General features: G+C 73.2%; 11 protein-coding genes. 3 read left to right on the forward strand and 8 right to left on the reverse strand.

What is annotated here, in order from left to right; all coding sequences use genetic code 11:
• Nucleotides 1-26: 26 nt before the first annotated feature.
• Together QC029_RS05665 and QC029_RS05670 are read right to left on the reverse strand one after the other, a co-directional pair.
• A complete protein-coding gene (locus QC029_RS05665; RefSeq protein ID WP_279554284.1) occupies nt 27-851 on the reverse strand; it encodes a carbon-nitrogen hydrolase family protein in 825 nt (274 codons plus the stop codon).
• Nucleotides 852-1,044: 193 nt separating this feature from the next.
• Nucleotides 1,045-1,500, reverse strand: coding sequence for an Lrp/AsnC family transcriptional regulator (locus QC029_RS05670; RefSeq protein ID WP_279554285.1), 456 nt, complete (start codon nt 1,498-1,500; stop codon nt 1,045-1,047).
• Between the two features lie 385 nt (nt 1,501-1,885).
• Here QC029_RS05670 and QC029_RS05675 point away from each other — a divergent pair, with 385 nt between their 5' ends.
• From QC029_RS05675 to QC029_RS05685, 3 genes are all read left to right on the forward strand, one after another.
• Nucleotides 1,886-2,335 carry a hypothetical protein gene (locus QC029_RS05675; protein WP_279554286.1) on the forward strand — a complete coding sequence of 150 codons (450 nt, stop codon included), beginning with the start codon at nt 1,886-1,888 and terminating at the stop codon, nt 2,333-2,335.
• Nucleotides 2,335-4,638 carry a DUF6571 family protein gene (locus QC029_RS05680; protein ID WP_279554287.1) on the forward strand — a complete coding sequence of 768 codons (2,304 nt, stop codon included), beginning with the start codon at nt 2,335-2,337 and terminating at the stop codon, nt 4,636-4,638. Before QC029_RS05675 ends, QC029_RS05680 begins: the two co-directional genes overlap by 1 nt.
• 133 nt (nt 4,639-4,771) lie before the next feature.
• On the forward strand, nt 4,772-5,239 hold the full coding sequence (locus QC029_RS05685) for a hypothetical protein (RefSeq protein WP_279554288.1): 468 nt from the start codon (nt 4,772-4,774) through the stop codon (nt 5,237-5,239).
• 64 nt (nt 5,240-5,303) lie between these two features.
• Here QC029_RS05685 and QC029_RS05690 read toward each other — a convergent pair whose 3' ends face one another.
• From QC029_RS05690 to QC029_RS05715, 6 genes are all read right to left on the reverse strand, one after another.
• Nucleotides 5,304-6,779 carry an amino acid permease gene (locus QC029_RS05690; RefSeq protein ID WP_279554289.1) on the reverse strand — a complete coding sequence of 492 codons (1,476 nt, stop codon included), beginning with the start codon at nt 6,777-6,779 and terminating at the stop codon, nt 5,304-5,306.
• A 134-nt stretch (nt 6,780-6,913) separates the two neighbouring features.
• A complete protein-coding gene (locus tag QC029_RS05695; protein ID WP_279554290.1) occupies nt 6,914-7,618 on the reverse strand; it encodes a bifunctional 2-polyprenyl-6-hydroxyphenol methylase/3-demethylubiquinol 3-O-methyltransferase UbiG in 705 nt (234 codons plus the stop codon).
• A gap of 68 nt (nt 7,619-7,686) precedes the next feature.
• The gene (locus QC029_RS05700) at nt 7,687-9,135 is read right to left on the reverse strand and encodes a GuaB1 family IMP dehydrogenase-related protein (RefSeq protein WP_279554291.1); all 1,449 of its coding nucleotides are present in this window, start codon (nt 9,133-9,135) and stop codon (nt 7,687-7,689) included.
• A 115-nt stretch (nt 9,136-9,250) separates the two neighbouring features.
• On the reverse strand, nt 9,251-10,246 hold the full coding sequence (locus QC029_RS05705) for a sugar-binding domain-containing protein (RefSeq protein WP_279554292.1): 996 nt from the start codon (nt 10,244-10,246) through the stop codon (nt 9,251-9,253).
• 194 nt (nt 10,247-10,440) lie between these two features.
• A complete protein-coding gene (rpe, locus tag QC029_RS05710) occupies nt 10,441-11,133 on the reverse strand; it encodes a ribulose-phosphate 3-epimerase (RefSeq protein WP_279554293.1) in 693 nt (230 codons plus the stop codon).
• Between the two features lie 85 nt (nt 11,134-11,218).
• On the reverse strand, nt 11,219-12,619 hold the full coding sequence (locus QC029_RS05715; protein WP_279554294.1) for an RsmB/NOP family class I SAM-dependent RNA methyltransferase: 1,401 nt from the start codon (nt 12,617-12,619) through the stop codon (nt 11,219-11,221).
• Nucleotides 12,620-12,690: the final 71 nt, after the last annotated feature.

Genomic DNA, 12,690 nt, shown 5'->3' on the forward strand with positions numbered 1-12,690 from the left:
CGGAACGTGACGGGGCGGGGCCGGGCTCAGGCGAGGGACGCGTAGAGCTCGGGGCGGCGGTCGCGCAGGTACGGGTTGTCGGCGCGCGACGCCCTCAGCCGCGCCGGGTCGACGTCGGCGGTGACCAGGTCCTCCCCCGCTCCCGCGCGGGCGCGGACCGTGCCGTCGGGGGCGGCCAGGCAGCTCAGCCCGGCGAAGGCGAACGCGCCGCCCTCCCCCTCCCCGTCCGCGCCCTCGGTGCCGCAGCGGTTGGCGTAGGCGATGTAGAGCTGGTTCTCGAAGGCGCGGGCCGGGACGAGGGTCTCGGCGACGATCTCGTAGGGCCGCATCAGCGCGGTCGGCACCAGCAGCAGCTCGGTCCCGGCCAGGGCGTGGGCGCGGACGTTCTCGGGGAACTCCACGTCGTAGCAGACCAGCATCCCGACGCGGACGCCGTCGAGGTCGGCCTGGACGACGGGGGTGTCGCCCGGGGTGAAGCGGGCGGTCTCGAAGCCGCCGTACAGATGGGTCTTGCGGTAGTTGGCGAGCCGGGCGCCGTCGGGGCCGACGAGCTGGACGGAGTTGTACACCCCGCGGCCCTCCCGCTCGGGGTAGCCGTAGGCGATGGCGAGCCCGTGCCCGGCGGCGATGCGGGCCACCGCCTCGGCGCCGGGGCCGTCGGCGGGCTCGGCCAGCTCCGCCACCCGCTCGCCGAGGGCGTACCCGGTCAGGTACATCTCGGAGGCGACCAGCAGCCGGGCCCCCTCGGCGGCGGCCCGGCGGGCGGCGCGGTCGAGGGCCTCCAGGCTGTCCGCGGTGGAGCCGGGGACACCGCCGGGGCCCTGGAGCAGCGCGGTGCGCAGCGGCGTCATGGGACCTCTCCGTTCGGAGTTCGCTCCGTGCCGCCGTACCCGGGCAGGGGCGGGTACGGGCGCGTGAGCTGGGGACGTCTCGACGGTACGGTCCGCCCGCCGGGCCCCACAAGCCGCACCCGTTGCGCACCGTGCACCGATCCGTTGCGTCTTGCGGCCCGTGGGCGTCGATTCGTTGCGCGCCCGCGGCGTCTCAGGCGGGCGACCCCGAACCGTAGCGGCGCAGCAGCGGGGAGAGGACGAGCACCGACCGGGTGCGCTCCACGAACGGCTCCCCCGCGATCCGCTCCAGCACCCGCTCGAAATGCCGCATGTCGGAGGCGAAGACCTGGACGATGGCGTCCGCGTCACCCGTCACGGTCGAGGCGGACGCCACCTCCGGATAGCGCGCGAGACCCCGGCGGATGTCCTGCGGGGAGGTCTTGTGGCGGCAGTACATCTCGACGAAGCCCTCGGTCTCCCAGCCGAGCACCGCCGGGTCCACCCGCACGGTGAACCCGGTGATGGCCCCCTGCTCGCGCAGCCGGTCCACCCGGCGTTTGACGGCGGGGGCGGACAGCCCCACCTCGGCGCCGATGTCGGCGTAGGAGCGGCGGGCGTCCTCGGCGAGGGCGCGGACGATGCGTTCGTCGAGTTCGTTCAGTCGCACTGCGCGTGGGCCACTTCTGTCGTGCGGGCGGTACGTACGGCACCATGTCCGGAAAACGGCACGGCACATCCGGTAGCCGAAGTACAGCACACCCGGCCCGTCCGGACGCGCCCCGCCGCGACCGGACCCGGCGGCGCACCGCACCGGGCCTCCTCACCGGATCTCCCCACAAGGGCCACAAGACCGCGCCGCCCCGCGACCGGGGCGGCCATGCCTTCCCCTTCCGGACATACCCGCCGGAGCACACCGCCACGAACCGGGCATCGTCCGCACGGCGTCCCGCCGGCCCCGCCGCCGGCCCGCGCACCGCGCTGGCACCGGCGGCCCCCGTTTCTATAGCGTTCCCCTGCACGGTACGGAGATCCGGAACACGGGGGAGGGTTGCGTGTCGTTCGACGACGAGTGGAACCGGCTGGTGAGCGCCGCCGCGCAGCGGAGGTCCACGCAGACGCGGCTGAACCAGCTCGACGGCGGAGAGGGCGGCGGCGGCGCCCCGCAGGGCGACCTGTCGGTGGACCAGAAGGACCTGGCCGCCATCGGGGACGAGGCGTTCAAGCTCCGCGGGCGGCTGGTGAAGGACGGCGACCACGCCCGGGCCAGCAGCTACAGCGCGGCGGCGGCGCTGAGGAAGGACTTCGAGATCGGCGGCGCCCTGGACCACGTCACCACCCGGTGGAAGGAGCAGCTTCGGACCCTGACCGACGCCTGCGCCCACATCTCCAACCACCTGGAGTACACCGACAGGGCCCACAGCAACGACGAGCACTACATCAGCGGGGTCTTCAACAGCCTCTCCCAGCTCGACGAGGGCTTCGACGAGAGGACGCAGCGCTGATGGACCTCGACGCCCTCCGCTTCGCGAACTTCTCCTCCCTCGACACGGCCGTCGGCGACTGGTCCGAGATGGTCGGCAAGCTCAAGACCCTGGAGGAGGACGCCCGGACGCAGCTCGACGGCAAGGCCGGAAAAGCCGACTGGTCCGGCCAGAACGCCTCGGTGACCCGGGAGTTCATCGCCAAGACCGTCGGCGAGTTCGGCGACGCCCACACCCAGGCGTCCTCCATCCACAGCATCCTCAGGGACACCCGCGACGAGCTGGTCGACTACCGGCGGCAGCTCAACGAGGCCATCGAGCGCGGCCTGAAGAAGAACCTGACGGTGAGGGACACCGGCGACGGCGGCTTCACCGTCACCATGAACATCCACCCCGACCGCGCCGCCGAGGGCACCGAGGTCCCCGACCACAGCCCCCAGGACGCCGAGAACCTCCGCGACGAGGTCCAGGCCATCCTCACCAAGGCCACCGAGAGCGACAGCAGCGCGGCCAGGGCCCTGCGCGCCCTGGCCGACCAGAGCCCCTACGGCTTCTCCGACGCGTCCTACAAGGACCGCGACTCCGCCGCCGCCGCGATGAAGGCCGCCGACCGGGCGGCCGAACTCGCCAAGGACCCCAAGGGCATGTCCCCCGAGGAGTTCGACGAGTTCAACTCCACCATGGCCCAGTACAAGGACGACGACCTCTTCGCCGAGCGGTTCGCGACCGCGCTGGGCCCCCGGGGCGTGCTGGACTTCTGGGCGGGCATCAACGACCCGCACACCAACATGCAGCTCGGCCAGGCCCGGGTGGACAAGTACGGCGGCCTGCAGGAGAACCTGAGCCTGACCCTGGCCAACGCCACCCAGTCCGACAGCGCGGCCATGCAGCGCTGGGAGCGGGAGATGGTCGGGCTCGGCGGGGAGTTCGTCCCCTCCAGGGACAACCCGCGGGCCATGGGCGTGCAGGTCATGAGCAACCTGATGCGCTGGGGCGACTTCGACGACAAGTTCCTGAAGAACTACGGCGACGAACTCGTCCGGGTCGAGAAGGAACGCAGCGGCAACGGCAGGGACGCGTCCCTGGCCTGGCGCCAGTTCCCCATGGACCCCATGCTCAACCGCACGGGCACCGACGGCGGCTCGGACCCGATGACGGGCTACCTGATGGCCCTCGGCAGGAGCCCGGAGGCCGCCACCGACTTCTTCAGCGGCACCTTCGTCACCAAGGACGAGGACCACGACTTCACCCGGGACACCGACGGCGACGGCAACAAGGGGAAGGTCGAGCTGTCCGTCTTCCAGTACCTCTTCGAGGAACGGGAGTGGCCCAAGGAGTACAACGACGAGTTCAAGGAGAGCGTCACCGGGCAGAACGCCATGGGCTGGGCCCTGGAGGCCGCGACCACCGGCCACCCGGCCGGCGAGCAGCCCACCCCGGACCTCCCCCCGCACAGCCCGGAGCAGGCCAGGCTGATGGAGAGCATCGTCGCCTCCGTCTCCGACGACCCCGAGCGCCTGACCAAGCGCGGTTACCTGTCCGACAGCTTCGGCCAGATCGCGGCGGAGTACCTGCCCGACATCAACCGGGCCATGGCCGACGACGAGCACGGGAACACCAACCTGCTGTTCCCGGTCGCCGGTTCCGCCGCTGAACCGGACCACAGCGACGTCACGCGCTTCCTGGTCAGCGTGGGCCAGAACACGGAAGGGTTCTCGAAAATCGAGATGGGCCAGAAGGCCTACATGACCAACCTCTTCGACTATCACCTGAACTCCGACGTCCCGGAGGACAGACGCTACCCGCAGGATCCCCAGACCACGGTTGAGGAGATCGCCAAGCGCTCCGGTGAGATCAGCGGAACCCTGGCCATCGGCCGTCAGGAGGCGGTTCTGGGAGAAGCGCACCAGAAGGACGAGGACTACCAGAAGTCGATGGGGCAGGCGAAGAACATCATCTCCGGGACCATCGGCACCGGGATCGGCGTGGGGACGAGCTTCATCGCGACACCCGCCGGCGGAGCCGCCGCCGGTGGAGCCGCCGGCACGGCCACCAGTGTCGTCCTGGAGCAGATCTTCGGTGCGGTCGAGCCGAACAACCTCAAGGACGCCGGAAAGGACGTCGGTGCGCGGTGGGAAAGGGCCCTGGAGAACAGCACGTCACACGGTCAGATCGCCGCGATACAGGTGGCCGAGGCCGGTGACAAGCCCTATGCCAATCAAATCGCCGACTGGGTGAAGGACGGGAACGAGATCGGTTTCTCCATCGCCTCCGACAATGTCAGCAGAATGGCAGGCGACCTCGAAACGGAGATTCCCAACTAGTGGATCACCGGCCGGCGGGCGACAAGAGCATGCGAGATCGGCACTCCACCGGGAGGGGAGACTCGGGAACACCATGAAACCAAGAGGCCAGCTCCGAGCGGCATCCATCGGGGTGCTCGCACTCACCCTCGGCGTGTCCGCATGCGCGGAGGAGAGGGAAAGGGAGTACGAGATCCCCGGCTCGCTGTGCGGCACGGCCGTGCAGACCGAAGCCCTGGAACCCCTCATGCCGCCGGGGAAAGAGGTGTCCACACAGACCTCTTCCGGCGTGGAGGGGCTCACCCGGTGCCGTGTGTCCGTGGACGGGAGGCAGGTGCTCTCCGTCGGTGTCGACTGGCAGAAGGAGGGGAGGTCGCCGTCCGATGTCGCGTCCTTCCTCGCCGGCGTCGAACCGGGCGACAAGGAGACGGAGGACGGGCGCTACCTCTACTCGGACGAGGGGGCTGTCGGAGAGGTCGTCTGCCCGGAGCCCCGACGGCCCGGCCGCAAGCTCTTCGTGACAGCGAGGGCCGACCAGGACGAGGCACCCGGCGAGACGGCGATGAAGGAGTTCATCGCCGCCTACGCCCAGGCCGTCGGGAAGTCCGACGAGTGCTCGTGAGCGTCCCGGTCCGGGCCCGGAAGGGCCCGGACCGCTCGTGCGCCCGGGGCGGACCCGCCCCGGGCTAGCGGCCGCCGTGGGCGGCGTCGGTGTTGAGGCGGGAGTGGCGGATGCCGTAGGCGAAGTAGAGCACCAGGCCCCCGGCCAGCCAGAGGCCGAAGACGGTCCAGGTGACGGCGTCGAGGCCGGCCATCGTCCACACGCAGAAGCCGAAGCCCAGCGCGGGCAGCAGCGGTGAGAGCGGTACGCGGAAGCCGCGGGGCGTCTCCGGGTGGGTGCGGCGCAGGACCACGACCGAGACGTTGACCAGCGCGAAGGCGAAGAGCGTGCCGATGCTGGTGGCGTCGGCGAGGCGGCCGAGCGGGACCACGGCGGCCAGGGTGCCGCAGAAGGCGGAGACGATCAGGGTGTTGGCGCGCGGGGTGCCGGTGCGCGGGTGCACCCGGGAGAACACCTTGGGGATCAGCCCGTCGCGGGCCATGGAGAACAGGATGCGGGTCTGCCCGTACAGGACGGCCAGGACGACGCTGGCGATGGCGATGACGGCGCCGAGGGCCAGCAGGACGGACCAGAAGGCCCGGCCGGTGACCTCCTCCATGATCCCGGCGAGGGCGGCCTCGGTGCCGGTGAAGTCCTGCCAGGGCATGGCGCCCACCGCGACGGCCGCGACCAGGCAGTACAGCACGGTGACGATGACCAGCGACAGGATGATGGCGCGCGGCAGGTCGCGCCGGGGGTTCCTGGCCTCCTCGCCCGCGGTGGAGGCGGCGTCGAAGCCGATGTAGGAGAAGAACAGCGTCGCGGCGGCGGCGTTGATCCCGGCCACGCCCAGCGGTGCGAACGGCGTGTAGTTCCCGGCCCGTACGCCGGTGACGGCGACGGCGCAGAACATCAGCAGCGCGCCGATCTTCACCACCACCATGGCGGCGTTGGCGCGGGCGCTCTCGCGGGCGCCGCCGAGCAGGAGGACCATGGCGAGCAGGACGACCAGCAGGGCGGGCAGGTTGACGATCCCGCCGTCGCCCGGCGGCGCGGAGAGGGCGTCGGGGATGGTGACGCCGATCGTGCCGCCGAGCAGTTCGTTGAGGTACTGGCCCCAGCCGACGGCGACGGCGGCCACCGACACCCCGTACTCCAGGATCAGGCACCAGCCGATCACCCAGCCCAGGAGTTCGCCCATGGTGGCGTAGGTGTAGCTGTAGGAGGAGCCGGAGGCCGGGATGGTGCCGGCCAGTTCGGCGTAGGACAGGGCGGAGAACAGCGCGGTCAGCCCGGCGAGGACGAAGGAGAGGATCACGGCGGGCCCCGCCTCGGGCACGGCCTCGCCCAGGACGACGAAGATGCCGGTGCCCAGCGTCGCCCCGATGCTGATCGAGGTGAGCTGCCACAGGCCGAGCGAGCGCCGCAGGGCGCCGCCCTCCCCCTCGCCGCTCTCGGCGACGAGCCGCTCCACGGGTTTGCGGCGCGTCAGCCGGGAGGCGGTGCCGGCCCCGTGGCGCGGAGCGGGGTCGGGGGCGGGAGGCGCGGTGCCCTGGTCCATCGCGCATGGCTCCTTGCGGGTCGGTCGCGTACGGGACGTACGGCGCGTATCGCGTGTTTCGGCTCAGAGAGTCGCACACCGAGGCGCCGCGGACGCCGTACGCGTGGCCGCGTCGGCCGTCCCGCGTCGGAGGATCACCGTACGGGCAGGGCCCGCACCCAGGTCCGGTCCTCGGTGAGGTAGGCGTCGACGGCGAGGCCCGCGCCGGCCAGCGCCCCCTCGAACTCCTCCCGGTCCATCCGCCGGGAGAGGAACGTCTGGGTCCACGTGCCGTCCGGGAAGACGTACTCGCAGCGGATGGAGGACACCCGCGGGTCGTCGGTGGGGTCGGCGGCGGCGATCCGGACCAGGCCGTCCCCGGCCCTGCGCTCCCGCGGCACCTTCTCGTGCCAGTCCTCGCCCTCGCGCTGGACCAGTACGCAGCCGTCGTCGGCGACGTGCCGGCGGCAGGCGCGCAGCAGGGCGTCGCGCACCCGGACGTCGCCCGCGTGGACCAGGAAGGAGGACAGCAGGACGACGTCGAAGCGTTCGTCCAGTTCCAGGGTCTCGATGGGCGAGCACACGGTGCGGGCGCCGCGCACGTGCTCCAGCATCCGCGGCGACTCGTCGACGGCCGTCACCCTGAAGCCGCGTTCCAGCAGGGGGTGGGTGACCCGGCCCGTCCCGCAGCCCAGTTCCAGCAGCGTCGCCCCGGCGGGGACGGCCGAGGCGACGACCTCGGGCTCGTCGCCGACCGGGAGGCGGGTGTAGACCTCCACCGCGCAGCCGTCGGGGGTGATGGCCCCGGCCCCCGTGCCGCCGTGGCCCTGACGTGTCCTCTCGTGCAGCGGTCCGCTCATGGCGCCATCGAAGCAGCCGCGGCCCGCCCCGGAAAGGGGGCGGGCCGCGGGCGCCGTACGGGGGCGGGCTACCAGCTGGCGTGCAGCGGCTTGCCCTCGGCGTAGCCGGCGGCGCTCTGGACGCCGACGACGGCCTTCTCGGCGAACTCCTCCAGGGTGGCGGCGCCGGCGTAGGTGCACGAGGAGCGCACCCCGGCCACGATCGAGTCGATCAGGTCCTCCACGCCCGGCCGGGCCGGGTCGAGGAACATCCGGGAGGTGGAGATGCCCTCCTCGAACAGCGCCTTGCGGGCCCGGTCGTACGGGGACTCCTCGGCGGTGCGGTTGCGCACCGCGCGGGCGGAGGCCATGCCGAAGCTCTCCTTGTACAGGCGCCCGTCGGCACTCTGCTGGAGGTCGCCGGGGGACTCGTACGTCCCGGCGAACCAGGAGCCGATCATGACGTTGGAGGCGCCGGCGGCCAGCGCCATGGCCACGTCGCGCGGGTGCCGCACGCCGCCGTCGGCCCAGACGTGCTTGCCGTGCCTGCGCGCCTCGGCGGCGCACTCCAGGACGGCGGAGAACTGCGGGCGGCCCACACCGGTCATCATGCGGGTGGTGCACATGGCGCCCGGCCCGACCCCGACCTTGACGATGTCGGCGCCCGCCTCGATCAGGTCGCGGACGCCCTCGGCGGAGACGACGTTGCCCGCGGCGACGGGGACCTGCGGGTCCAGACCGCGGATCGTCCCGAGGACGGAGAGCATGGACTCCTGGTGGCCGTGGGCGGTGTCCACCACCAGGGTGTCCACCCCGGCGTCGAGCAGTCCCTTGGCGCGGCCCGCGACGTCGCCGTTGATGCCGACGGCGGCGGCGACGCGCAGCCGCCCGGCGGCGTCGGTCGCGGGGGTGTAGAGGGTGGCGCGCAGGGCGCCCTTGCGCGTGAGGATGCCGGCCAGCCTGCCGTCGGCGTCGACGGCGGGGGCGAGCCTGCGGTGGGCGGTGTCCAGGCGGGTGAACGCCTCGCGCGGGTCGATGTCGGCGTCCAGGAGCAGCAGGTCGCGGGACATGACCTGGGAGAGCTGGGTGAAGCGGTCCACGCCGGTCAGGTCGGACTCGGTGACGACCCCGACCGGCCTGCGCTCCCCGTCGACGACGACGCCCGCGCCGTGCGCCCGCTTGGGCAGCAGGGACAGCGCGTCGGCGACGGTGGCGGTGGGCTCCAGGACGATGGGGGTGTCCAGGACCAGGTGCCGCTGCTTGACCCAGGAGATGACGTCGGTGACGACGTCCAGGGGGATGTCCTGGGGGATGACGACGAGTCCGCCGCGGCGGGCGACCGTCTCGGCCATCCGGCGCCCCGCGATCGCCGTCATGTTGGCCACGACGATCGGGATGGTGGTGCCCGTCCCGTCGGGGGCGGAGAGGTCCACGCCCTGCCGGGAACCGACCGCGGAGCGGTTCGGCACCATGAAGACGTCGTCGTACGTCAGGTCGTACGGGGGCCGCTGGTCGTTGAGAAATCGCACGTACTTCATTGTTGCATGCCCGCACACACCTTCGGCCATGGAGAAAAGCCCAGGTGAGCGAGGTCGCCGCCGTACGTTCCCACAAGCGCCCCGGAACCGGGCCGGAGTCCTCCGGCCCGGGCCCTCAGTGCGCGCTCTCGTCCGGGTCGGCGCGCTCCAGCGCGGGCCGGGGCCCCGGCCCGGTCTCCTGCAGCAGGTGGTCGGCGGCGGCGGTGTCGGTGACCAGGCTGGTCACCAGCCCGGAGCGGAGCACCGCGCCGATCGCCTCGGCCTTGCGGCGCCCGCCGGCGATGGCGATGACCTCGGGGATGCGGCGCAGCCGGTCGGCCTCGACGGTGATGCAGCGCTCCCCCAGGTCGCGGCCGATGCGGCGGCCCTCGGCGTCGAAGAGGTGGGCGGACATCTCGGCGGCGACCCCGAGGGAGGCGTAGTGGGCGCGCTCCTCCGCGCTGAGCATGTCGTGGACGGTGGAGACGCCCGGCTCCCAGGAGCCGATGGACACCGCCGCCACGGTCACCTTGTCGAAGTACTCGAACGCCGCGGCGATGCTGGTCTGGCCGCGCAGCGCGGCGGCGGTGGCGGCGTCCGGCAGCAGCATCGGCGCGTAGATCGGGTGGGCCTCGCCGCCGGAGACGGCGGCGGCGCGGCGCACCGCCTCCACCGAGCCGCGCTCGGCGGTGCCCGCGTCGTAGACGCCGGTGAGCTGGACGACGGTGCACGGCGGGAGGCGGTGCAGCGCCGTGGCCATGTGGATGGTGGAGCGGCCCCAGGCCAGGCCGAGGACGTCGCCCTCGGTGACCAGCTCGCCGAGCAGGTCGGCGGCGACCTCGCCGAGGTTCTCCGGGTCGGCGGCGTCCTCCGCGGCGTCCGAGGGCGACTCGACGACGACGGCGTGGCGCAGCCCGTAGCGGGCGCGCAGCGCGTCGGACCGCTCGGCGTCCAGTTCGGCCGGGACGCGGATCTCGATGCGCACCAGGTCCCGCTCGAGCGCGGTCTCCAGCACTCTGGCCACCTTGAAGCGGCTCACACCGAACTCGTCCGCGATCTGGATCTTGGACTTGCCCTCCAGATAGAAGCGGCGCGCCATGGCCGCCGCCTGCATCAGCTCGGCGGGACCCATCCTCGTGGCTGACCGCCCGGTCGACACCGCACTCACCTCGCTACCGTTCCGCCGTACTCGTGTACGCGCCGTACTCACCCTGCGCGTTCATCCTCGCAGATCCGTGCTGGTCCTGATCCACTCCGTGCACGGTGCACGCATGCCGGGGGCCGCGACGCCGTCCCCGAGCGGTTCCCGGGCGCGCTCGGGCGCCCTCAGTGGGCGCACGCGCCGGCGGCCCCGGCCGCGGTCTCCCGGGCCTGGGCGCGCAGCGCCCGCACCGCCGCGGCCGGGTCGTCCGCGCCGTAGACGGCCGAGCCCGCCACGAAGACGTCCGCGCCGGCCTCGGCGCACCGCTCGATGGTGGAGGCCGACACGCCGCCGTCCACCTGGAGCCACAGCTGCAGGCCGTGCTTGTCGATGAGCTGCCGGGTGCGGCGGATCTTGGGCAGCATGACGTCGAGGAACGCCTGGCCGCCGAAGCCGGGCTCGACGGTCATCACCAGCAGCATGTCCAGTTCGGGCAGCAGGTCCTCGTACGGCTCGATCGGCGTGGCGGGCTTGAGCGCCATGGAGGCGCGGGCCCCCTTGGCGCGGATCTCGCGGGCCAGCCGCACCGGCGCGGCGGCGGCCTCGACGTGGAAGGTGACGGACCCGGCCCCCGCCTCGACGTACTGCGGCGCCCAGCGGTCGGGGTCCTCGATCATCAGATGGCAGTCCAGCGGGGTGTCGGTCGCCCTGCTCAGCGACTCGACGACCGGGACGCCGAGCGTGAGGTTGGGGACGAAGTGGTTGTCCATCACGTCCACGTGGAGCCAGTCGGCGCCCTCGGGTCCTCCGACGCGACGGGCCTCCTCGGCCAGGCGCGCGAAGTCGGCGGACAGGATGCTGGGGTTGATCTGAACCATGGCCCCAGTATGTCGTGTCACCCGTCCGGCCCCGGCCGCCGGGGCGCCGGACCGGCCCCGGCCCTCCGCCGCGCCCGACGGCGCGTCAGGTCCGGCGCAGCAGGGCCAGGTACATCGCGTCGGTGCCGTGCAGGTGCGGCCAGAGCTGGATGTCGGGACCGTCGCCGAGCGAGGGGACGCCGGGCAGCGTCGGACGGGCGTCGATCAGCTCGGCGCTCTCGTGCCTGAGCACGTCGTCGACGACCGCCCGGGTCTCGGCCGGGTGCGGCGAGCAGGTGGCGTAGCCGACGACGCCGCCGGGCCGCGCCGCCCGCAGCGCCTCGGTCAGCAGCCCGCGCTGGAGCGGGGCGAAGCCGGCCAGGTCCTCGGGACGGCGGCGCCAGCGCGCCTCGGGGCGGCGGCGCAGCGCGCCGAGCCCGGAGCAGGGCACGTCGACCAGGACGCGGTCGAAGCTGCCGGGCCGCCAGGGCGGACGGGTGCCGTCGGCGGTGACCACCTGGTACGGGCCCGGGTTGCCGCGCAGCGCGCGGGCCACCAGGCGGGCGCGGTGCGGCTGCTTCTCGGCGGCGAGCAGGGACGCGCCGCGCCCGGCGGCCAGCGCGCCCAGCAGGGCGGCCTTGCCGCCCGGTCCGGCGCAGCCGTCGAGCCAGCGGCGGTCGCCACCCTCCAGGGGCGCGTTCGCCAGCGCGAGCGCCACGAGCTGGCTGCCCTCGTCCTGCACCCCCGCGCGTCCCTCGCGCACGGCGTCGATCGCGCCGGGCTCGCCGCCCTCGGCGAGCCGGACGGCGTACGGCGACCAGCGGCCGGGGACGGCGTCGGGGGTCAGCAGCTCCTCGGCGGTGGCCCGGCCGGGGCGGGCCACCAGGGTGACCTCGGGCCGGGCGTTGTCGGCCTCCAGCAGCGCCTCGATGCCCTCGCGCCCGCCGCCGAGCGCGTCCCACAGCGCGGAGACGATCCAGCGGGGGTGGGCGTGGACGATCCCCAGGTGCTCCTCGGGATCCTCCTGGTAGGGCGGGGCGACCTTCTCCAGCCAGCCGTCCAGGTCGTCGGCCGCGACCTTGCGCAGCACGGCGTTGACGAACCTCGCCCGCCCGTCGCCGAGCACCACCCGGGCCAGCTCCACGGTGGTGCTCACCGCGGCGTGGGCGGGGATGCGGGTGCCCAGCAGCTGGTGGGCGCCGAGCGAGAGCACGTCCAGCACCGGCGGGTCCACCTCGCGCAGCGGGCGGTCCACGCACTCGGCGACGATCGCGTCGTAGGTGCCCTGCCTGCGCAGCGTGCCGTAGACCAGCTCGGTGGCCAGGGCCGCGTCCCGCCCGTCGATGTCGCCGCGCTCGCGGGCCCCGCGCAGCAGCGGGGGCAGGACGAGGTTGGCGTACGCGTCGCGCTCGTCGACGGCCCGCAGCGCCTCGTAGGCGATCAGGCGTACGGGGTCCTTCTTGGGGCGGCGGTAGGGCCTGGCGGGACGGCGCGGCCGGGTGCTCACGGGAAAGGTGCTCCGGGGGTATCGGGAACGGCGCGGGGGAGGCGCCCGCTCCAGCCTAATCCCCGCTCCGG

Source organism: Streptomyces sp. DH37, assembly GCF_029813835.1.
GTDB lineage: Bacteria > Actinomycetota > Actinomycetes > Streptomycetales > Streptomycetaceae > Streptomyces.